18 protein-coding genes are annotated in these 22,968 nt (G+C 37.2%); 9 read left to right on the top strand and 9 right to left on the bottom strand.

Annotated features, from left to right (window positions below; all coding sequences use genetic code 11):
* Nucleotides 1–753: 753 nt before the first annotated feature.
* Nucleotides 754–1,341: a transglycosylase SLT domain-containing protein gene (locus ACFINK_RS02015; protein WP_375612813.1), complete on the bottom strand. Its 588-nt coding sequence runs from the start codon at nucleotides 1,339–1,341 to the stop codon at nucleotides 754–756.
* Between the two features lie 111 nt (nucleotides 1,342–1,452).
* Nucleotides 1,453–2,634, bottom strand: a complete 1,182-nt coding sequence (locus ACFINK_RS02010; protein WP_375612812.1) for a DNA recombination protein RmuC — start codon at nucleotides 2,632–2,634, stop codon at nucleotides 1,453–1,455.
* A gap of 90 nt (nucleotides 2,635–2,724) precedes the next feature.
* On the opposite strand from ACFINK_RS02010, the gene def reads away from it, so the two are divergent.
* The 3 genes from def to truA are packed head-to-tail and all read left to right on the top strand — an operon-like array spanning nucleotide 2,725 to nucleotide 4,935.
* Nucleotides 2,725–3,261 (top strand): peptide deformylase, encoded by a 537-nt coding sequence (gene def / locus ACFINK_RS02005; RefSeq protein ID WP_375620854.1) that lies wholly within the window; start codon nucleotides 2,725–2,727, stop codon nucleotides 3,259–3,261.
* Entirely contained in the window at nucleotides 3,261–4,190 is a 930-nt protein-coding gene (gene fmt / locus ACFINK_RS02000) for a methionyl-tRNA formyltransferase (RefSeq protein ID WP_375620855.1), read from the top strand. The genes def and fmt overlap by 1 nt, the downstream gene beginning before the upstream one ends.
* 1 nt (nucleotide 4,191) lies before the next feature.
* Nucleotides 4,192–4,935, top strand: a complete 744-nt coding sequence (gene truA, locus ACFINK_RS01995; RefSeq protein ID WP_375612809.1) for a tRNA pseudouridine(38-40) synthase TruA — start codon at nucleotides 4,192–4,194, stop codon at nucleotides 4,933–4,935.
* A 32-nt stretch (nucleotides 4,936–4,967) separates the two neighbouring features.
* On the opposite strand, the gene ACFINK_RS01990 is transcribed toward truA, so the two are convergent.
* Nucleotides 4,968–5,831 (bottom strand): LOG family protein, encoded by an 864-nt coding sequence (locus tag ACFINK_RS01990; RefSeq protein WP_375611394.1) that lies wholly within the window; start codon nucleotides 5,829–5,831, stop codon nucleotides 4,968–4,970.
* A 106-nt stretch (nucleotides 5,832–5,937) separates the two neighbouring features.
* Between ACFINK_RS01990 and dapD the strand changes: the two genes are divergently transcribed.
* The gene (gene dapD / locus ACFINK_RS01985) at nucleotides 5,938–6,786 is read left to right on the top strand and encodes a 2,3,4,5-tetrahydropyridine-2,6-dicarboxylate N-succinyltransferase (RefSeq protein ID WP_375611393.1); all 849 of its coding nucleotides are present in this window, start codon (nucleotides 5,938–5,940) and stop codon (nucleotides 6,784–6,786) included.
* A gap of 574 nt (nucleotides 6,787–7,360) precedes the next feature.
* Here the strand turns inward: dapD and lepA are convergent.
* Nucleotides 7,361–9,166 carry a translation elongation factor 4 gene (gene lepA / locus ACFINK_RS01980; protein WP_375611467.1) on the bottom strand — a complete coding sequence of 602 codons (1,806 nt, stop codon included), beginning with the start codon at nucleotides 9,164–9,166 and terminating at the stop codon, nucleotides 7,361–7,363.
* A gap of 1,036 nt (nucleotides 9,167–10,202) precedes the next feature.
* Between lepA and ACFINK_RS01975 the strand changes: the two genes are divergently transcribed.
* The gene (locus ACFINK_RS01975) at nucleotides 10,203–10,358 is read left to right on the top strand and encodes a hypothetical protein (protein WP_375638156.1); all 156 of its coding nucleotides are present in this window, start codon (nucleotides 10,203–10,205) and stop codon (nucleotides 10,356–10,358) included.
* Between the two features lie 280 nt (nucleotides 10,359–10,638).
* On the opposite strand, the gene ACFINK_RS01970 is transcribed toward ACFINK_RS01975, so the two are convergent.
* From ACFINK_RS01970 to dnaK, 4 genes are all read right to left on the bottom strand, one after another.
* The gene (locus ACFINK_RS01970) at nucleotides 10,639–11,553 is read right to left on the bottom strand and encodes a DMT family transporter (RefSeq protein WP_375611392.1); all 915 of its coding nucleotides are present in this window, start codon (nucleotides 11,551–11,553) and stop codon (nucleotides 10,639–10,641) included.
* A gap of 32 nt (nucleotides 11,554–11,585) precedes the next feature.
* Nucleotides 11,586–12,491, bottom strand: a complete 906-nt coding sequence (gene argB / locus ACFINK_RS01965) for an acetylglutamate kinase (protein WP_375611391.1) — start codon at nucleotides 12,489–12,491, stop codon at nucleotides 11,586–11,588.
* Between the two features lie 1,720 nt (nucleotides 12,492–14,211).
* Nucleotides 14,212–15,354, bottom strand: a complete 1,143-nt coding sequence (gene dnaJ / locus ACFINK_RS01960) for a molecular chaperone DnaJ (protein ID WP_375611466.1) — start codon at nucleotides 15,352–15,354, stop codon at nucleotides 14,212–14,214.
* Between the two features lie 158 nt (nucleotides 15,355–15,512).
* Nucleotides 15,513–17,405: a molecular chaperone DnaK gene (dnaK, locus tag ACFINK_RS01955; protein ID WP_273790233.1), complete on the bottom strand. Its 1,893-nt coding sequence runs from the start codon at nucleotides 17,403–17,405 to the stop codon at nucleotides 15,513–15,515.
* 959 nt (nucleotides 17,406–18,364) lie between these two features.
* Between dnaK and ACFINK_RS01950 the strand changes: the two genes are divergently transcribed.
* Nucleotides 18,365–18,919: a copper chaperone PCu(A)C gene (locus ACFINK_RS01950; protein ID WP_375611390.1), complete on the top strand. Its 555-nt coding sequence runs from the start codon at nucleotides 18,365–18,367 to the stop codon at nucleotides 18,917–18,919.
* A 110-nt stretch (nucleotides 18,920–19,029) separates the two neighbouring features.
* Here ACFINK_RS01950 and lysM read toward each other — a convergent pair whose 3' ends face one another.
* Nucleotides 19,030–19,485: a peptidoglycan-binding protein LysM gene (lysM, locus tag ACFINK_RS01945; protein ID WP_375611389.1), complete on the bottom strand. Its 456-nt coding sequence runs from the start codon at nucleotides 19,483–19,485 to the stop codon at nucleotides 19,030–19,032.
* 386 nt (nucleotides 19,486–19,871) lie between these two features.
* Here lysM and ACFINK_RS01940 point away from each other — a divergent pair, with 386 nt between their 5' ends.
* The 3 genes from ACFINK_RS01940 to ACFINK_RS01930 are packed head-to-tail and all read left to right on the top strand — an operon-like array spanning nucleotide 19,872 to nucleotide 22,906.
* Nucleotides 19,872–20,594, top strand: a complete 723-nt coding sequence (locus ACFINK_RS01940; RefSeq protein ID WP_005774392.1) for a response regulator transcription factor — start codon at nucleotides 19,872–19,874, stop codon at nucleotides 20,592–20,594.
* 39 nt (nucleotides 20,595–20,633) lie between these two features.
* A complete protein-coding gene (locus ACFINK_RS01935) occupies nucleotides 20,634–22,418 on the top strand; it encodes a sensor histidine kinase (RefSeq protein ID WP_375611388.1) in 1,785 nt (594 codons plus the stop codon).
* 23 nt (nucleotides 22,419–22,441) lie between these two features.
* Complete coding sequence (locus ACFINK_RS01930; protein WP_375612806.1) at nucleotides 22,442–22,906, top strand: HPr kinase/phosphatase C-terminal domain-containing protein; 465 nt, start codon at nucleotides 22,442–22,444, stop codon at nucleotides 22,904–22,906.
* Nucleotides 22,907–22,968 lie beyond the last annotated feature (62 nt).

The following is a 22,968-nucleotide window of genomic DNA, read 5'->3' as shown; positions in this document are numbered from 1 at the left end:
ACGCTTCTCATAAATATTCTCAAATGCAAAAGCTATCACAACATTGGAGACTGACTTGTTACTTCATAGGCGTTACAAATCTTTCTCTGAATATTCCCTACCCTGAATATTCATTGTGTATAAAGTTGCATATACCTTATCATCCTATAAACGGGAGTGTTTTTACAATACAATAAGATAACTTCTTTCAATTAAGATGAACTGGATGGACGACTATGTTTTATTTCATACAATACTAAATACACTTAGTTTTTTTGAAGACTGTAGCGCCCTCTTTATACAAAACAACGTTTTTTCGTTTAATGCATTTCTCGTTTTTTTATATTGAATATTTTACCCTTTTTATGATGCCCGAATTGCATTTGTTTTAATTGCTATTTTATACGCTTAACAAAGAAAATATTCATATAATAATCAGCCAGTAATACGCATAATGAAAATAAAAAATGATATTATATTTTAAAATTTTTCTTCAATAACCTCTAGTACTTAGCCCAATGCGAAATGCCAACACTAAATAGAAAATGGTTTCTATTATAATTTTTTTTAACAAAGGAAGTAAAAATGTCGAGAGTATCTTCAAATATATTGTGTATTGCAAAAGCTTTCTGTCGCTTGAGTTTATTCTAAAAAATAACAATTTATTTCATTGAACGATCAGAAAACGACACTATTTTATCATATCATGTGGAATTTTGCTTTCGAATAATTTTATCCCATCAATTCCCTGATTGAGATTTTCAAAAATCTTCCCTAATGCCATCCACATCTTTTTAATTGCTGTTCATAGAGCCTCGATATCCTTGCCATGCGCTGTGCTGTCTGTGAAAGCGCAGCACTGACATGCCCACCACTACGTGCATAAGCACCATGCCCCATATGATAATTTAAATAAAGGCTATATGCATCATCAAACCTCACCCCATTGCGTTGAACACTTTGGCTATGATACCAAGCAACAAAATCAGCAGCATCTGCGAAATTCGTACGCCATGCAAAAGACTTTCCTGTAGAGCGAAGATACATTGCCCATGTACTATCAAGCGCTTGAGCATAACCATAAGCTGTCGACCGACGCTTCCATGGAATAAAACCAAGTAGTTTTTTGCGTGGAGGACGTGCATTGTGACGAAAGCTCGATTCCATCTTAATGGTTGCAAGAATAATAGGCATAGGAATTCCATAGCGCATTTCCGCTCTTTGAGACACCTTACCCCAATTGTCAAAAAAACCATTTTTTTGTGCTAAAATAGCACAAGCATTATTTGTGTGGATGGGAGTGGTTGTTGCGCATCCCTCTAGCAAAAACACCAGTGCCCCTAAAAACAAAAGGTGTCGCATATTCCTATTCCTCTCGTTTAAGAAATAAAACAAGATAGAGATACTAAAAAATGATTACCAATCAATAAAGAACATGATCTAACTTGTAATATCTAAGAAGCTTGCTTTGCTTTATTCCTCATCAGCAAAACGCAATGTTTGCGACTGAGCCAATGTTGTCATTTTTGTTGGTTCAGAGTAATTTTCTTTTAATTCGACAGTTTCAATGCGATTTGCCCGTTTCATGATTTTGGAGGACGATATCAAAATTCCCTCTATATCTTCACCTGCTTTATGAAAGTGCTTCTGTAGTGCGCGAACACGCGTATCCATTCGTCCAAAATCTTCCATCAATTTTGCTACTTCTGATTGAATTAAATGCGCTTGTTCACGCATACGCGCATCTTTCATAATGGTTTGTACCACTTGGACAGAGAGCATCAACAAAGATGGTGAAACAATAATCACATGGGCTCTATTGGATTTTTGTACCAATGCCTCAAAGTCCTCATAAATTGTTGCGAAAATCGATTCAGATGGCACAAAAAGGAAAGCAGTGTCATGGGTTTCTCCAGGAATCAAATATTTCTGTGCAATATCACGAATATGAACTTCCATATCGGTACGAAATTGGCGTTCTGCCTCTTGACGCTCTTGCGCTGATTCTGCCTTACGCATAGCATTCCAAGCTTCCAGAGGAAATTTAGCATCAACAACAAGAGAAGGAGCTTTATTGGGCATATGAATGAGACAATCTGGGCGCTTTCCATTGGAAAGAACAGCCTGAAAAGCATAAGCATTTGTTGGTAAGGCATCGGCAATAATTGCTTCCATCCGCCCCTGACCGAAAGTACCACGCGTCTGCTTATTGCTTAAAATGGACTGCAACTGAACAACTTGTCCCGTAAGCGATTGAATATTATTTTGTGCTGCATCAATCACTGCTAAACGCTCTTGCAAACGATTCAAATTTTCATAAGTGGATTTGGTCTGTACCTGAAGTGTTTGGCCTAAGCTTGTTGTCATCCCATTGAGTTGCTCACTGAGTGATTTATTCAATTCAGCCTGCCGTTGACCAAAAATTTCCGCCATCGTTTGCATTCGTCCTTGCATTTCAGCTTGTGTTTTCAGCAAGGTAGCCATCTGCATTTGTGCCTCACGTGCGCGTTCAGCAATTTCATTTTCCAAAAATGCTTTTTTTCGATGAGAATGTATCAACATAAAAAATGCCAAACAGACAAGTATAAATAAAAGCAAAAGCATTAGTTTAGAAAAAAAATCACCAGCGAGTATGGAAAAAAACGAATCAAACATAAATTGTAATATAACGCTCTTATTGTAAAAAAACGCAAGAATCCGTTATTCAATATTGACCAATAACAAACCATTGATTAATCTCTACTTATGCCAATGAGATCTTTAGTTACTTTACCTGATCCGATTTTACGGGAAGTGTCCAAACCTGTTGAGCAGGTCGATTCAGCTCTCCAAAAACTTGCGGATGACATGTTGGAAACCATGTATAATGCTAAAGGCGTTGGTCTTGCTGCTATTCAAATTGGTATACCGCTACGTATGTTGGTTATAGATGTCTCTGGAAATTCTGAAGATGAGCAGAAAAAACCACTTGTTATTATCAACCCTGAAATTTTATGGCTTTCAGATGAGCGTAATATTTACAAAGAAGGTTGTCTTTCTATTCCTGATTATTTTGCAGAGGTTGAACGTCCTAAACGCCTTCGTGTTCGCTATCAGAACCGTGAAGGAAAACAAACAGAAATTGAAGCAGACGATCTCTTAGCAACTTGCTTGCAGCATGAAATTGATCATTTAGATGGGCGCCTTTTTATTGATTACATTTCAAAGATCAAACGCGATATGGTGATACGAAAATTTAAAAAACGCGCAAAAGAAAAAAACATGCAGGAAGCAGTTTTGTAATGGCTTTACGATTAAGTTTTATGGGAACACCAGATTTTTCTGTTCCTATTTTACATGCTTTATTGGATGCAGGTCATGATGTTGTTGCTGTTTATAGTCAACCCCCTCGTCCAGCAGGACGTCGAGGACTTAAATTAATCCCCTCCGCTGTTCACACCGTAGCAAAAGAAAAATCCATTCCTGTCTTCACGCCTCAAACACTCAAAACAATCGAACAACAGGAGCAATTTGCAGCACTTTCTGTTGATGCTGCTATTGTGGTGGCTTATGGACTCCTTTTACCCAAAGCTATTCTCGAAACGCCACGTTTTGGTTGTTTTAATGCCCACGCTTCACTCTTACCACGTTGGCGTGGTGCTGCGCCTATTCAACGAGCAATTATGGCTGGTGATAAAGAAACAGGTATCATGATCATGAAAATGGATGAAGGACTTGATACGGGGCCTATCGCTCTTTCTCGCTCCATCCCCATTACTGATAACACCACCACTGCTGAGCTTTCAAACAGACTTTCACATATTGGCGCAGAACTTATGGTAGAGACTTTATCCACTCTTGAAAAAGGACAACTTAAACTGACCCCACAATCAGAAGAAGGCATCACCTATGCCGCCAAAATTAGAAAAGAAGAGACCCGCATTGATTGGACAAAACCTGCAGAGTTTATTCATAGGCATATTCGCGCGCTCTCTCCCTCTCCTAGTTGCTGGTGCAATATGAATATCGGTGGACGAGAAGAACGTGTAAAAATTCTTGATAGTCGTTTAACAACAGGTCCTTCTCTTGAAATTGGACGGATAGAACCAGATTCTTTGATTATCCATTGTGGGCAAGGACGGATAGAAATAACCTCTCTCCAAAGATCTGGCGGTAAAATTCTTGAGTGCGCAACCTTTTTGCGAGGTGCTCATATTTCTGCTGTTTTTTAAGATGCCACGTTTTAAACTCACTCTTGAATATGATGGTTCAAATTATGCTGGTTGGCAGCGTCAAGCAAAACTTCACACGATACAAGGAGCTCTTGAACAAGCAATTTTTTGCTTTAGTGGACAACAATTGACCATAACAACAGCAGGAAGAACCGATGCGGGCGTACATGCTACGGGACAAGTTGCGCATGTTGATTTTGAAAAAAACTGGCTCTCCCATACTGTGCGTGACGCGCTCAATGCTCTTTTACGTAAACAGGGAGAGGCGATTTCAATCTTAAATGTAGAAAATGTCCCTGATGACTTTGATGCACGATTTTCCGCTGTAAAACGCCATTATCTTTTTAAAATACTTAATCGTCGCTCTCCACCAGCTTTAAATGCCAAACGCGTGTGGTGGATACCAAAACCTCTTCATGCTGAAGCCATGCATGAAGCTGCGCAAAAGCTTGTAGGACAACATGATTTTACAACTTTCCGTTCAGCACATTGCCAAGCCAAAAGCCCTATTCGCACCCTTGAACGTCTCGATATTCAAAGAGAAGGTGAAGAAATTTTCCTTTATGCACAAGCTCGTTCTTTTCTTCATCATCAAATCCGTTCATTCGCAGGAAGCCTCATGGAAGTGGGTATTGGACGTTGGACAGCTCAAGATCTCGAAACAGCTCTTCATGCTAAAGATCGTAAACGTTGTGGTGTTGTTGCCCCCCCCTCAGGACTTTATTTAACCAAAGTAGAGTATTAATTATCCTTCAAGAGTGAGCATCTCAAAAGTCGTTAAGGCAGTTTATAAAAAGAACGAATTTCTTCAAAAGCTTCTGCTGCTGTATTAACAAATTTCACAAAATTAATATCAGTAGGAGAAATTGTACCTTGTGCAGACAGATACTCAAAATTGACAGTATTGCTCCAAAATTCTTTGCCAAACAATAAAATTGGTACCTGTTTCATACGCCCCGTCTGTACTAAAGTTAACGTCTCAAACAGTTCATCCAGAGTTCCAAATCCGCCAGGGAAAATGGCTAGGGCTTTCGCTCGTACTAAAAAATGCATTTTGCGCATCCCCAAATAGTGGAAATTAAAACACAAATGCGGTGACACATACGAATTAGGCTCCTGCTCATGTGGTAAAATAATATTCAAGCCAATCGTTGGGGCACCAACATCACAAGCACCACGATTTCCCGCCTCCATGATTCCTGGTCCGCCCCCTGTAACAACCACAAATTCACGATATTGTGTCGTAGCAGAATAAAGTGAGCACAAACGTGCAAACTCTCTTGCTTCATCGTAATAATGTGACATAGCATGCAAATTTTTCTTTTGTATTTCATTCTTTGCAGCCCACGCTGCTTGCCCAGGTTCAGGAATACGCGCACCACCAAATAAAACAACTGTTGATTGAATATCATATTCTTTAAGGGTTATTTCCGGCTTTAAAAATTCAAGACTAATACGTTGTGAACGCAGCTCTGGACGCATCATAAAATCTTGATCGATATAGGCTAAACGATAAGTAGACGAACGCACCTGTGCTGAATTAGAGACTTTATGGATCTGTTGTAGAGCATCCTTCGTATGGAGAAGTGGCGTCCAGTTTTCTTGCTCCCTTTTTCTTTTTTCTTTACAGCTTTTTTTCATGCACCTGTCCTACTTCCTCATCGTTTTATTGACTGAACACATTTCTTCGCGTAGTTCATAGAGAATAAATCTTGAAGCTTTCAACTTGTTTAACGGAACTCTCGTCATGACCCATATCACACAACTTGAAATTATTATCGAACAAGCTTTTGACGATCGCGATTCTATCGATACTACCACAAAAGGCGAAATACGTGAGAGTGTTGAACATGCATTGAACCTTCTTGATAAAGGTGAAATCCGTGTTGCAGAACGACAAAAAAATGGACAATGGCATGTTCATCAATGGTTGAAAAAAGCGGTTTTACTCTCTTTTCGGCTTAATCCTATGCAAATTATTACTGGTGGAATCAATGGGACACATTGGTGGGATAAAGTTCCTTCAAAATTCTCTGGTTGGCAAGAGGCAGATTTTAAAAGTGCTGATTTCCGTTCCGTTCCTGGAGCCATTGTACGTCATTCTGCTTACATTGCACCCAATGTTATATTGATGCCATCCTTTGTCAATCTTGGTGCTTTTATCGATGAGGGCACAATGGTTGATACATGGACCACCGTTGGTTCTTGTGCACAAATTGGTAAACATGTCCATCTTTCTGGCGGTGTTGGTATTGGAGGTGTTTTAGAACCACTGCAAGCAAATCCAACAATCATTGAAGATCATTGCTTTATCGGTGCTCGCTCTGAAATTGTTGAAGGCTGTATTATCCGTGAAGGTGCTGTTTTGGGAATGGGAGTCTTTATTGGAAAATCAACAAAGATTATTGATCGTACAACAGGTGAAATTTTTATTGGTGAAGTACCAGCCTATTCAGTGGTTGTACCAGGTTCTCTCCCCGGAAAACCTTTACCAAATGGTGAAGCAGGCCCAAACCTTTATTGTGCTGTTATTGTAAAACGCGTTGATCAAAAAACACGAGAAAAAACATCTATTAATGATCTTTTACGTTCTTAGACACAAGATTAATTCATAATAATATTTCATCGTTTTTTAACTTGAATAATAACCTCGAATACAAGGATTCTCTCATTTCAAATCCTTTCATAGTGAATCAATCACTATCATTTCCTTGCTCGTTACAAACACAGTTGGTATGTGGGTAAGAAACACTTCAAGAAAAGAGTGAAATACCTTTAATGAATTCTCTCAAGTGATAAGGACTGTCATAATATTTTGAGCTGAAAAAGAGTATGATAGGTGCGCTTTGCACCTTTCTGACGCGTAAAAGCGGTAATGCCAAATGGATTTTATATCATTCACAGTGTATTTTACGTTATATTTTTCATAGCCCCCGTTGTGAAATGGAGTTTGATGTATTGAGTGATGATTTACGAAAACGAGCACGCCAATATGCAACATAAATGTATTTTGTTTAAAGCATTCTGTTTTACGTGAGAAAGTGATACCATTATGCAATACACAAGAACATGAAGCACGACGCAATTCTATTTAAAAGTGTTCTTTAAACACCTGAACCAATCGACAAAAGCAAAAGCGCAATCAATGAGAGAAAATACCCCTTTTTTCATTATTTGTTCATTTTGAGCGCTTGAATAAATGCCGATTGTGGAATTTCTACTTTTCCAAATTGGCGCATCCGCTTTTTGCCTTCTTTTTGCTTTTCCAAAAGTTTGCGCTTACGCGTAACATCACCCCCGTAACATTTCGCTGTTACATCTTTACGCAAAGCACGAATCGTTTCGCGCGCTATAACTTTACCACCAATAGCCGCTTGAACTGGAATCTGAAACATATGCTGAGGAATAAGATCTTTCAGTTTTTCACACATTGAACGCCCGCGCTTTTCTGCAATCGTGCGGTGAACAAGCATCGATAATGCATCAATAGGCTCTCCATTCACCAAAATAGACATTTTAACTAAATCACCTTCTGCATAATCTGTCATTTGATAATCAAAAGAAGCATAACCCTTTGAAATCGATTTTAGCCGATCATAAAAATCAAAAACAACTTCATTCAGTGGTAAATCATACGTTACCATAGCACGGGTTCCAACATAGGACAAACCAACCTGTACCCCACGCCGCTCTTGGCATAGCTCTAAAATTGACCCAAGATAATTATCAGGAGTCATGATTGTCGCTCGAATCCATGGTTCTTCTATGGAAGAAATTTTAACCACATCAGGCATATCCGCTGGATTGTGCAACTCTTTAACAGAACCATCATTCATATTCATGCGATAAACAACTGAAGGTGCTGTCGCAATTAAATCCAAATTAAACTCACGCTCTAATCGCTCTTGAATAATTTCAAGATGCAGAAGTCCCAAAAATCCACAGCGAAAACCAAACCCCAAAGCCGCAGATGTTTCCATTTCAAAAGAAAAACTCGCATCATTTAAGCGTAATTTGCCCATGGCTGCACGCAAATCATCAAAATCGGCAGCATCAATTGGAAAAAGTCCACAAAAGACAACCGGTTGCGCAGGCTTAAAACCAGGTAAAGCATTTTCACAAGGACGGCGCTCTTCAGTAATCGTATCCCCAACCCGTGTATCTGCTACCTCTTTGATAGAAGCAGTGATAAAACCAATCTCGCCCGGTCCTAATTCATCAACCTGTACCATTTTAGGTGTAAAAACCCCAACGCGCTCAACTGGATATTTTGCTCCTGTCCCCATCATACGAATGGTTTGGCCTTTTTTTAAAATACCATCTATCACCCGTACCAAAACAATAACACCAAGATATGCGTCATACCAGCTATCAACCAACATTGCTTTCAAGGGATTTGCAACATCGCCTGTATGTGGAGGTGGTAATTGTGCAACAATTGCCTCCAGAACATCAGGAACACCCAAACCTGTTTTTGCTGATATTTCTACTGCTTGAGATGTATCAATGCCTATCACATCTTCAATTTGTTCTTTAACACGCTCAGGTTCTGCTGCTGGAAGATCAACTTTATTGAGAACAACAACCAACTCATGGGAATTATCAATGGCTTGATAAACATTTGCTAACGTCTGCGCCTCTACGCCTTGGCTTGCATCCACCACCAACAGAGAACCTTCACAAGCTGCCAGTGAACGCGAAACTTCATAAGCAAAATCCACATGACCTGGTGTATCCATAAGATTTAAAATATAGGTTTCACCATTCTTTGCCTTATAGTGTAAACGTACCGTCTGTGCTTTAATAGTAATTCCACGTTCACGCTCAATATCCATGGAATCGAGTACTTGTTCTTTCATCTCACGTGTATCAAGCCCACCTGTTATTTGAATCAAACGATCAGCTAAAGTGGATTTGCCGTGATCAATATGCGCCACTATGGAAAAATTACGAATATAATTACGATCTATTGTCATATAAGGCGATTTAGCAAAGAATAATACAAAACGCAAAGACCAATTATGCTCCAGCTCCTTACAAAAGAATATAAACCTAAAAAGCCTCTCAAAACACAACTTTTTATAGCCTAAAAAATGAGGCTTTTATTTGCTAAATTAAATCCAAGGCTGCTAAAATGATCTTTTCGCATCTTATTTGATAACTCATATGCTGTAGTAAGCTGGCACCATCACACACTTTGCCAATCTTCAATATTGCGACGATCCTTTACATTTGAAAAATTTTATAAGAGATATGCTTTTCTTTTACAGTTTTTACCCACATGTCCCCACCCACTCACTTGTGACGTGTAAGAAAGTGATTTGGATTGATTTAACATGAAAATGATTTGACGTGAGAAAATTTTACGGTATTCAGGGTCATAATTGAATGTGAGTAATGCTGTATTATAATTATAAATCAATGTATTATCATATTTATATGATGGGCGTGTATATCACTTAGGCTTGCAATAAAATTCGCAAGAAATGCTTTTTTATTTGTACGCAATAATCTGCTTTTTTAGCAATCTTATATACAATAATATGAATATCGAGGGTGTTTCTTCTCAATTTTTAAAACTTTAGAAATGTGCTCTATTGAGTGATGTTTTATATACTTTTTATACAACTCCTTCCTTCTTCTATTAAAGATAAAACACACCAATCCTCTTCGATTCATTGGATAACGCATTGATTTATAATGATCGTTTATTGTTTTGCAATTTAAATGAAAACTCTGAATATCGCGAGCCTCTCTCATTTTAAATCTTCTCATTAAATCTTCTCATAATGAATCAATAAATTTTTTGCTTCCCCATTATAAAACAGAGCTAGTGTATGGATAAAAACGTTTAAGAAATGAGTCAAAATGCCTCTCTCTTTCAAATGACAAAGGCTATCGTAATATTGAGAACAGATAAAGAAAATGCTAGTGCCTTTTATTTTAAGTAAAATGATGATGTTCTGTGGTTTTTCTATACTTCATGCAGACCGTCAATGAATATGATGTATATTGAGAAAACTATCTTTAAAAAAACGCTTTAATGTACAACGTTATGGGCGGTACTGTGGGCGTTCTATTTTGCGTGAGAAGCGTAACTCTATTAAAGGACAAAAGAAACAACGTGCGACAGTGCGTAATTTTCATTATTCAAAAACACTACCGTAGATGTTTTTGAAAGTTGTTAAAGCCGAATTTAAAAATGATCGTAAAGATGAGCGTTAATTTTTAACTTTATATCACCTCATGTTTTGGCTCAATGAAGATTGTCTGCCCAGTTTAGAAATTAGACAAACAGATAGAAGTATACTATTTCTCCAATTTGGTATGCAAAAACTGGAATAATTTATAGAACTTCTTAATCATCTTAATATTAAAAAAGCTCCAAAAAGGAAAACTCTACAAGCAAAAATCTCATGCAATAAAATCATAATAAAAAAATGTATAGCTAATCAATTTTTTTAATTGCTTTATTTTTTTTACGCCATTGTGAAGGTTGTAATTCAGCCACAATGATCCCAATCAGAATAAGCAAACCGCCCAATAAAGCTAAGGGAGATAAATGTTCTCCAGCCAAACGCCCAACAATACCAGCCCATACCGGTTCACCTGCGTAAATGAGTGTCGCACGCGTAGGGGAAATAGACTTTTGTGCCCAATTCATAGCTAATTGAATGATGGCACTCATTAATGCCAATCCTATACCAATATTAAACCAAACCCACGAAAATTCAGGAATGCTTTCTCCCATCAAAGGCATACAAGCAAATGAAAAAAAACCACTAAAAAATAACTGAATAATGGTTACACGCCGACTATCAACCTTGTTCGCAAAAATTCCGATGAGTATGACTTCTCCAGCAATCGCTAAAGCGCCTAACAAAGTTAAAATTTCGCCTTTTGAAAAATCAAAATTTCCCGGCTTTTGTCCTGAAATAAATACAAGCCCAATAAAAGCGAAAATAATGCCAATCCAACAAGCTAAACGGGGAGGTTTTTTAAAAACAATCCATTGCAAGATTGGAACCATCGGTACATAAAGCGCTGTGATAAAAGCTGACTGACTACTAATAATTGTTTGAAGTCCAGCTGCTTGAAAAGCATAACCAAAAAACATGGCTAAACCTATTGCCATCCCAGCGAAAACTTCATAAACAGTTATACCTTTTATAGAGCGCCAAAAAATTACCCCACATATAAGAGATGCAACAATAAAACGAAATCCAACAAAAAACAGAGGACCACTATAGCGTACCGCAATGTGAATGACTAAAAATGTAATGCCCCACAATATTGTCGCAGTAAATATTGCCAATTCTGGCTTACTTAATAAAGGATATTTAAACTGTTTTAGATTCACCATGAAAAACTTTCTCTTCCAATTTTCCCCACAATTTATGAAACAATAAGCGTTCCAACTCCCTGTTCGGTAAACAGCTCTAGTAAAACAGAATGAGGAGTTTTACCATTTAAAATGACAACACCTTCCACACCATTTTGAAGGGCTTTTATGCAAGTCTCTACTTTTGGAATCATGCCTCCTGAAATTGTCCCATTTTTAATAAATTTCTCAGCTTCAGAAACTGTCAATTCTTTTAAAAGTTTACCTTGTTTATCCAAAACACCAGGAACATCAGTGAGAAATAAAAGGCGTTTAGCCTCTAATGCACCAGCAATAGCTCCAGCAAAAATATCAGCATTGATATTATAAGTTTTACCATCGCGTCCTGGAGCTACAGGAGCAAGAACTGGTATCATTTCAGAAGATGCTAAAAGATCTAGCAATGTGCGGTCAACTTCAACAGGCTCACCAACAAACCCCAAATCTAAAACACGTTCAATATGCGAATCAGGATCAATGACAGTTTTATAAGCCTTTTCGGCAAAAACCATATTGCCATCCTTGCCGCATAATCCTATTGCCCATTCACCCTCAGCATTGATGAGAGCAACAATTTCTTTATTTATGGAACCCGCTAAAACCATTTCAACCACTTCAACGATCCGCTCATCGGTTACCCGTAGTCCGTTTTCAAATCGTGATTCAATCCCCATTTTCATTAAAATTTCAGCAATTTGAGGCCCACCACCATGAACAACAACAGGATTGATCCCCGATTGCTTTAATAGAGCAATATCACGCGCAAATGCTCGCCCCAAAGCAGGATCACCCATAGCATGGCCGCCATATTTTACCACGACCGTTTCATTTTCATATTTTTGCATATAAGGTAAAGCAGACGATAAAAATGCTGCTTGTTTTTCCAAAACATCTACATCACCGTTTTTAGCATCATCCATCAATAGAGCCTCCTCATCACTTTTTACCATCTCTTAATGAAATTTAGGAAAAGTGAAAACAATAAAACCAAACTTTACTCTATCCACCCCCTCCCCTGAAAATCGTCAATTTTCCTCTAAATTACGAAAAAGGAATAGCAAAATGAAATACAAAAAACTTCCTTTAAAAATTGACAGCGAAAAATTAAACAAAATAGACGTAAAAAAATGTCATTATTTTATGATCTTATATATAAAATTGAAAAGCAAAATTTTGAAGCTAAGCCGTACATTCAACTCATTAGTTTATCCCTATGGATACTTAACAATGAATAGGAATATATACAACCATTGATTTTGTAAGATAAAAATAAAGTTTCTTATAATAATAAAATTAACATATTCCCAAGATAAGAAATCACTCAACTGCTTTATAGCTTATCCCAATAAACTATAACTTTGGTTTTAAAAATTTGACTTTTTCTCAATCATTAAACATGAGGAAATGTCAATTGAACGCTCCTCATGGAGAATCATAATAAGTTGATTTATAATCATAATTTATCTTTTTATATCGTAAAATCGAAAAAAGGCTTTGCAAAATTATCATATATTGTGACTTTATTTCGATAACTCTTCAGAAGCATCTTCGTAAAAGCATTTAATTGTTTAGATTACTCTCTTCGTAAGGTTTTATAAAACTTCTCATTTTTCATGATCGGTCATTAAGTTTTTCTTTCTGCATAGCGATACATGCTTGAATTATTCAATGTTTTGTAGAATTTTTAATTCTTTTAATTATGTTATTTTATGAAAAAAGATTCATTTCGTAAATTTCTCTTTCCATATCACCAATCAATTTCAACAATATATCGTGCTGTTTTCTAAGCATATTGTGCTATTTTTTATTGTATTTATTTTTTCTTTTTAAAGGTAACTTCCTCTATCTTCCCACCAACTTTTTATTATGCCAATAAATTCAATTAAGTGAATTCCATCGAATCTGTTTCCCCACAAGAGAGATATATCGAAAAGTGTTTTGTTATGTCTTCTTTAGCATTCAACACACATTATCTCATTCCACAATTTCTTTGGAACAAAATAAACTTGATTATAGCGTTTTTATTATCTGGAAAAACTATTTATGACATCAGAAATACAAAACTAAATCCGCATCTAAAAAGACATGATTACTGCTAAAAGCTAAGATGAGGCATGTAAAAGCTATTCCGAACAAAATAACCCTTATTTTAAAGGAAGCAGTGATTAAAACTATGAAAAATGCCAAAAATAAAATCGGTTATAAGAAGTTGATACTTTATTTGAAAAAGATGGATTGCCTAACAGCTTATTTAGCGTTTCTTGGCAAGCCGCTACCTATTTTATAGTTTTATTATAGAGCCTTTAAAAAGAAATTTTGAGTGAAAAAATAAACACCAAAAATACTGAATGCATAAAGGCAGTTATCATGACACTGGCAATATTTATTATCAATCACTCAATTGCGTTCTTATATGGATAAGCCCTTTTTAAAATGTCATAGACACTCAAAAATCAGACTTATCCATAAAACTCATGAAATATAAAAACTATCAGCAGCAGGAGTTTATCCTAAATTAGCTGTCTCTCTCTTTTCTTTTCAAGAAAAAATGCTTTTCAAAGATAATGAGACAATAGAAAGCTTAATGAAAATAACTTTCCCACAGTTCTCTCTAATTATTCTGAGAACATTCACATAATTTTAACCAGAAATATTTTCAAAAAATTCTTTCATACGTGAAAAAAAACCATGTGATTGCGGTGAATTTTCATGATTTGAGAGTTTCTCAAATTTTTGCAACAATTCACGTTGTTCCTGCGTTAATTTCTGCGGTGTCTCAATCGTGATATGGATGTAAAGATCACCCCTTGCTTGCTGACGGCGCAACATGGGCATACCTTTGCCTCTAAGGCGGAATTGACGTCCATTTTGTGTCCCTTCTGGAATCTTAACGCGTGCTTTAACACCATCAAGGTCGGAAACTTCAAACTCTCCTCCTAAAGCAGCTGTTACCATTGAAATAGGAACGCGACAGTGAAGATCTGCTCCTTCTCGCTGAAAAAACTCATGCGGTTTAATGGAAAGGAAAATATAAAGATCACCATTGGGGCCACCACGAATACCAGCATCACCCTCACCAGAAAGGCGAATACGCGTTCCATCTTCAATACCAGCTGGAACATTTACGCTTAATGAACGTTTTTTCTCTATACGCCGTGTCCCCTGACATTTGGGGCATGGATCCGTAATAGTTTCACCACGTCCATGACATGTAGGACATGTCCGCTCAATAGAAAAGAACCCCTGTGCAGCACGCACACGACCAGATCCATGACATGTTCCACAAACTTGCGGCTTAGAGCCTTTTCTCGCTCCTGATCCTTCACAAACATCACACGTAACGGAACTGGGAATATTAATTTCTGCAGTTTTTCCTGAAAATGCTTCTTCTAAAGTCACTTCCATATTATAACTCAAATCTGCGCCACGTTCGCGACTATCACCACGCTTACGGTGTGTCCCTCCCATAATCTCACCAAAAAAGTCTTCGAAAATATCCGCAAATCCACCACCAGCAGCAAAACCACCAAAGGGATTTGCTCCCCCTTGACCACCGCTATTTTCAAAGGCCGCATGGCCAAATCGATCATAAGCAGCACGCTTCTGGGGATCTTTAAGAACTTCATAGGCTTCGCCAATTTCTTTGAATTTTCGCTCTGCCTCTTTATCCCCCGCGTTGCGATCAGGATGATATTGCATTGCCAACTTACGAAAAGCAGATTTCAACTTTTTATCATCACATTCGCGAGTCACGCCAAGAATTTCATAATAGTCAACCTTCATCATGTATTCCTGATAATTTTTCTGTCATCCATCTTTATGGATAATATTGCTTTTAATTTATATTTTTAGCAACAAAGTTGCAACTTATCTCAAATAATAAAGCCCAGCCTTATATTTCAAAGGCCGGGTTTATCAATTAATCAACACATATGCTGACACTATTTCTTCTTATCATTAACTTCTTCAAAATCAGCATCAACAACATCATCATTCTTTGCCTCTGTTTCAGTGTCAGCGCTCGCTGCTTGTGAGGCTTCGTACATAGCCTGTCCAAGTTTCATACTGACTTCTGCTAATTTTTGCATCTTTGTTGTTACTTCTTCCGTATCACTGCCTTCAAGCGCAGATTTCAAATCAGATATTGCTGTTTCAATCTGTCCCTTTTCTTCAGCTGATACTTTATCGCCATATTCATTGAGCGACTTTTCAGTTGAATGAATAAGAGCCTCCGCTTGATTTCTAGCTTCAACACCTTCACGGCGTTTTTTATCCTCAGCCGCGTGCTCTTCTGCATCCTTTACCATTTTTTCAATATCAGCATCACTTAAACCACCTGATGCCTGAATACGAATTTGATGCTCTTTACCTGTTCCCTTATCTTTGGCCGAAACATTAACAATACCATTCGCATCGATATCAAAAGTAACTTCAATTTGAGGTATACCACGTGGGGCTGGAGGAATACCAACAAGATCAAATTGAGCCAATAACTTATTATCACTTGCCATTTCCCGTTCACCTTGAAAAACACGAATCGTCACAGCACTCTGGTTATCATCAGCTGTCGAAAAAACTTGCGATTTTTTCGTCGGGATAGTGGTATTGCGCTCAATAAGGCGTGTGAAAACCCCACCCAAGGTTTCAATACCCAAAGATAAAGGTGTTACATCTAGCAACAACACATCTTTGACATCGCCTTGCAATACACCTCCTTGGATGGCAGCACCCATTGCGACCACTTCATCAGGATTAACGCCTTTGTGTGGATCCTTACCAAAGAAGCTCTGCACAACTTGCTGAATCTTGGGCATACGTGTCATTCCACCCACTAAAACAACTTCGTCAATCTCACCGGCCTTTAATCCAGCATCTTTCAACGCAGCTTTACAAGGTTCAATGGTACGCTGCACTAAATCGTCAACGAGAGATTCAAATTTTGCCCGAGTCAATTTCATTGTTAAGTGCTTGGGACCTGATTGATCTGCCGTGATAAATGGTAAATTGATTTCTGTTTGCTGTGACGAAGAAAGCTCAATTTTTGCTTTTTCTGCCGCTTCTTTTAAGCGCTGTAAAGCGAGTTTATCATTTTTCAGATCAATTCCTTGTTCTTTTTTGAATTCATCGGCAAAATAACCGACCAAGCGCATGTCAAAGTCTTCACCCCCTAAAAACGTATCCCCATTGGTTGACTTAACTTCAAAAACGCCATCTCCAATTTCAAGGACTGAAATATCAAATGTACCACCACCAAGGTCGTAAACAGCAATTGTTTTTCCGTCCTTTTTGTCCAAACCATAAGCTAAAGCAGCAGCAGTTGGCTCATTAATAATCCGTAAAACTTCAAGTCCAGCAATTTTACCTGCGTCTTTCGTGGCTTGACGTTGCGCATCATTAAAATAAGCAGGAACCGTAATAACGGCTTGTTCAACTTTTTCACCAAGATAAGATTCTGCTGTTTCCTTCATCTTTTGCAAAATCATAGCTGAAATTTGTGACGGAGAATATTTCTTTCCCGCCTCTTCAACCCATGCATCACCATTGTCACCTTTAACAATTTTATAAGGAACAAGCGCTTTATCTTTTTCAACCATAGGGTCATCAAAACGGCGCCCTATCAAACGTTTAACTGCAAAAACTGTCCCTTCAGGATTTGTCACCGCCTGCCGTTTAGCAGGCTGCCCAACAAGCCGCTCCCCCCCATCAGTAAAGGCAACAACGGAAGGTGTTGTTCGCGCTCCTTCTGAGTTTTCAATAACTTTTGCGTTTTTGCCATCCATAACAGCCACACAAGAGTTCGTTGTCCCCAAATCAATACCAATTACTTTTGCCATATTATAATCTCCATTCAGCAAGCTACCTCAACCTTCATAAAGCATCTTTTTAAGATAGCTCCTCATAACACCTAAAGCCCGTATATTGCTTCAAGCAATATAAATAATAATAAACTGCAAGTCGCAACAAGCCTTGCTGCCTCGTATATAAGAACAGGCTTTTATTGCTACAAGAGAATAATGAGAGAAACATCTCCAAAATAAAAAATTTATTTTAAAATAGGCACTCTAATGACCCATAAATACCATATTTATGAGAGACTTGAGAGCATAATATATTTTTCTTGCAATTCTCAAAAAATATATCTTTCTATAAAAATTAAAAAATAAAAGAATGATTGCACTCTCGCTCTTGATCTTCTCATCATTGATAAAATCATACTCACGTAAAAGCTTTTTAAAAGGCGAATAATTTATATCACAAATATTATAAATTTTCCTTGGACTAAAATAGTCATCATATCTAATGCTCATATCAGTAAAGGTATTATCTATCGATCTCCTTTCAAAAATTCTCCTTCTAACGGTCTCATTGTTTGCGGCTATTTGAAATCTGTGCTTTAAATTCATCTAAAGCGTTTTTTCTTAACTGTATAATTTTGAACTTTGAAAATATATAAAAATACCTCTGTATAAACGCTTTAAAATGCCAAGAGCTGTCATAATATTAAAATTGGTAAAGTAGTTGATGATTGTTCTGTATTATATCTTCATTAAGTAAAATAGTAGTGCATCATAGATTTTATACCATTTGCAAATACTATTTATGAGATGAACACGGAAGCGTTAAGAGGTGTGTTGTCATTGTAAATCTTACTGTCTTCTTTTAAATTTCAAGAATTCTATGATTTTTATATTCAAATCAATTTCATTTTAGCATTTCTTTCTTTTATTTTAAATAAAAGCTCTGCTAAAATAAAAATATTCAAAGTGTGAATCTTATGAAGGAGGGTAAATCAATGATGACATCTATTATTAAAAAAATAACAAATCTCATCTTTAAGAATATAATACATACACAATATCCATACAAAAAGGTTATCATAAATATCGTGTGTGCTCTTCTCTTTGCTGGTATAACCTTGCCAGCAGGTGCTCAGCAATATAAACTTGGCGACATAGAAATTCTCAATCCTTGGACACGCGAAACACCTAGAGGTATAAGAGTTGGTAGCGGTTATCTCTACATTATTAATCACAGTAATACCCCAGACCGTTTGGTTTCTATTTCCACAAACGGAGTAAAAACAACAGAGATACACTCTATGGCTGTCGTTAATGATATTATGAAAATGGAAAAAATGCACAATGGCATTGAAATTCCGGGAAATGGCGAAATCACGCTTAAGCCTGGCGGTGATCATATTATGTTCATGGGGCTTTCACAACCATTTAAGTTAGGTGATAAAATTAGCGCAAAATTAACATTTGAGAAAGCAGGAACCATTGATGTTGATTTCTCTGTAAACGCTATGAAAGTACCATCACCTTCTAAATCCTCTCCTGTTCACTAAGCTCCTTTTATTATAAATACACACTTTATAAAATGAAGAAGCGTGAAATTTTTTACGCTTCTTTATTTTTTGTTTAATGCCATCAGTAAAAAATTATCCCCTTTGATGAATTAACTATGGTCAATTTCAGGAATACGTAAAACTTGTCCAGGATAAATTTTATCGGGAGATTTTAGCATTGGCTTATTGGCTTCAAAAATAAATGTGTTTTTATTACCTTGCCCTTTTCCATAAACCTCTTCAGCAATTTTCCAAAGATTATCACCAGATTTAACCTCATAAAAGCGAGAAGTTTTTCTAGGCGTTGTATCTATAACCTTTAATTGATTAACATCTACAGAAGAGATACCTTGTGAATTGCCAACAACCAGCAGTGCTTTTTCAAGTGTTTCCCTATCTGGAACTTCACCGCTTAAAATAGCTTTACCGTCTTCAACTTGAATATTGACTTTTTCTGTACCGAGTTGAAAATGATCAAATGCTCTCTTAAAATCCTTTTCTTTTGGTTCATGGTCCCCAATACCTAACTTTTCCCCTACGGTTTTAATAAAATTAAAAAATCCCATTACGACCTCCTTTCGTGTAGCAGAAACAAATTTTTGTGCATATATTGCCACATTCTTTTCTTTGCTCTTAAAACACATAGGCAGATTTTCTAAACTTCAACAATCAAAACTACATCTGTTCAATTATGAGACAAATACAATAATAAACTTTGTAATAAACCTTGATAAAAAAAGCCTTTATGAAAATTTTCTCTCAAATGAAGGGATCTTAATAGACGTAGAAACATTATAAATTATGAAAGCAAAACAAGATTTTACAGTAATGACAAAAGGTTTTTTACTTTGCTACAATTTGTATCATATTTGTTTTGCAAAAAAAATATGAACTCCCATATAAATAAGTGTGGGTAATTTGCTACCACAGCAATAGAAAGGTCTAAGAAACCATGAAAGATACACCAACAATCACGCAAACGATTGTACTTGTTGATGATGATCGCAATATTTTGACATCTTTATCTTTTGCGCTTGAGACAGAAGGATATCGGGTTGAAAGCTATACAGATGGAGCATCTGCACTCAAGGGTCTCACACTTCACCCTCCACACTTAGCTATTTTTGATATTAAAATGCCCCGAATGGATGGGATGGAACTTTTGCGTCGTTTGCGTCAAAAATCTGATCTTCCAGTTATTTTTCTTACCTCTAAAGATGATGAAATTGATGAATTATTTGGTCTCAAAATGGGAGCTGATGATTTTATTACTAAACCTTTCTCCCAACGTCTTCTTATTGAACGCGTGAAAGCTATTTTACGCCGTTCTAATGCACGTAACCAACCGCTTTCTACAGGAACTTCTTCCACCTCTTCTCTCAAACGCGGAGATCTTGTGATGGATCAAGAACGCCACACCTGTACATGGAAAGATAAACCTGTTATTTTAACCGTTACGGAATTTTTGATTCTGCAAACCTTAGCACAAAGACCAGGAGTTGTAAAAAGTCGTGATGCTTTAATGGATGCTGCTTATAGTGATCAAGTCTACGTAGATGATCGCACCATTGATAGTCACATTAAACGTCTGCGTAAAAAGTTTAAACAAGTGGATGATGATTTTGCAATGATTGAAACACTTTATGGTGTAGGTTATCGTTTCCACGAGGTATAAAACTACTTTGTCGCAAAAATTTGAATGGCAATCAAATCGATGACAGACAATTCTCAACTGGAAACTTTACAAAAAACAACCGTTAATGGTACATCCTCAACGCCATTTCTTATGTTCGCTCGTTTGCATCTTCGAACACAACGTCTCTTTAGACAATTGCTTTTTTCCAGCCTCACACGTCGCATTGTTATATTAAACATTGCTGCTCTTGCTGTTTTAGTTACAGGCATTTTATACCTTAACCAATTTCGCGATGGTTTAATTGAAGCAAAAATCAAAAGTTTATGTACCCAAGGAAAAATTATTGCTGGGGCTATTGCTGCTTCTGCAACAGTAGATACAAATTCTATCCTCATTGACCCTCAAAAACTCTTAGAGTTACAGACTGGTGAAAGCGTTACACCCGCTCCTCAATCAACCGATTCTTGGGATTTTCCTATTAACCCTGAGCAAGTTGCCCCTCTTTTACGGCGTCTTATTACACCTAAAACGACAAGAGCACGTATCTATGATCGTGATGCTACTCTCCTTCTTGATTCGCGCGTTCTTTATTCTAGTGGAGAAGTTTTTAGTTATGATTTACCCCCACTTAAAACAGAACAAAACATGTGGGATCGCCTTACTTCATGGTATTCAAGCGCATTTTATGGCAAAGGTATTGCTCTTGACAGAGAACAAACAAAAACCAGTGGTATTGCTTATCCAGAAGTGTACCGCGCATTAAACGGATCTCTTGCTACGGCTAAAAGACGCAACAGACAAGGGCAATTAATTGTTTCTGTTGCCGTTCCTGTTCAACGCTATCGCGCAGTGGTTGGAGCTCTTCTTCTTTCAACCACTGGTTCCGATATTGATAACATTGTAAAAGGCGAAAGACTGGTTATCTTTAAAGTTTTTGCCGTTGTAGGTAGCGTACTTTTGGTTCTTTCTCTCTTTTTGGCCCATACGATTGCCCATCCATTAAGTAAATTATCTGCCTCGGCTAATCGAGTGCGTAATGGTAATAATCAGCGTGTAGAAATTCCTGATTTTTCAATGCGTGAAGATGAAATTGGTCACCTTTCAACTTCTATTCGTGATATGACTAATGCCCTTTATATGCGTATTGAAGCCATTGAACGCTTTGCTGCTGATGTAAGCCACGAATTAAAAAATCCTCTCACCTCTCTACGCAGTGCTGTTGAAACGCTCCCTCTGGCTAAAAATGAAGAAGCACAAGAGAAATTGCTGGAAATTATTCAACATGATGTGCGCCGCCTTGATCGGTTGATTACAGATATTTCTGATGCATCGCGACTCGATGCAGAGCTTGCACGAGAAACCGCAGAGATTGTTGATATGACACCGCTTTTGGAAAGTCTTGTTCATGCTGTTCAGGAAGTGTATCGTAATACGCAAACTATTGATATAAGCCTTAATATTGTCCCACGTCCTCATGGAAAAGCTTATCTTGTATTGGGACATGAACTTCGTTTAGGACAAGTGATTTCAAATCTTCTTGAAAATGCGCGTTCTTTTATTCCTCGGAATCGTGGCAAAATTTGCATTACTATGAAAAGCCATGCTTCAACCCTTATTTTAACCATTGAAGATAATGGCCCAGGTATTCGTTCAGAAAATATTGAACGCATTTTTGAACGTTTTTATACAGATCGACCAAATGAAGATGCTTTTGGACAAAACTCTGGACTTGGCCTTTCTATTAGTCGGCAAATCATCGAGGCTCATAATGGGACAATTACAGCCGAAAATATTATCGATCCTACACTTGGGAAGTGTAAAACTGGTGCACGTTTTACTATTATGCTTCCGCTTGCTAAATAAATCTTTTATCCAAAGTAAAAGGCATGAAAACAAAATGTGAAATACTCCACGCAAATTGCCTTCAACTGGGCGGCAAGGGGCTGTTAATTATAGGTCCATCGGGATCAGGAAAATCAACCATCACCCTTTCTTTGCTTGACCGCGCTGAGTGGTCAAAACGTGAAGCGAAGCTTATCAGTGATGATTATACAATGTTGCGTGCGGAAAATGGAAAGCTTCACGGATACACTCCCGATAATTTAGAGGGCGGCATCGAGATTCGTGGCGTTGGTCTTTATATGATAGAATTCAAAAAGCACACAACTATCGATTGTGTTATTTTTCTCGGTCCGGAATATGAACGTTTTTCCACAAATAAAACTTTTCAATTTGAAAATTTGCACATTCCTCTTTTAAAACTTCCCTCTCTTCGTGAAGCCGATTGTACAGCCATTTGTCAAGCTATTGAAGCATTTTTGTTTAGAAAAATATGGCAAAAATCTGTCTAATTTTTTTCTAAAGATAAAAAAATCACAATTTTTGCCTTTTTTTTGCAAATTTTTCTTGGCAG

The organism is Bartonella sp. AA16NXGY (assembly GCF_042197325.1).
GTDB lineage: Bacteria > Pseudomonadota > Alphaproteobacteria > Rhizobiales > Rhizobiaceae > Bartonella.
Note: the sequence above shows the minus strand (reverse complement) of the source record. Positions and strands in the feature narration are given on the sequence as shown.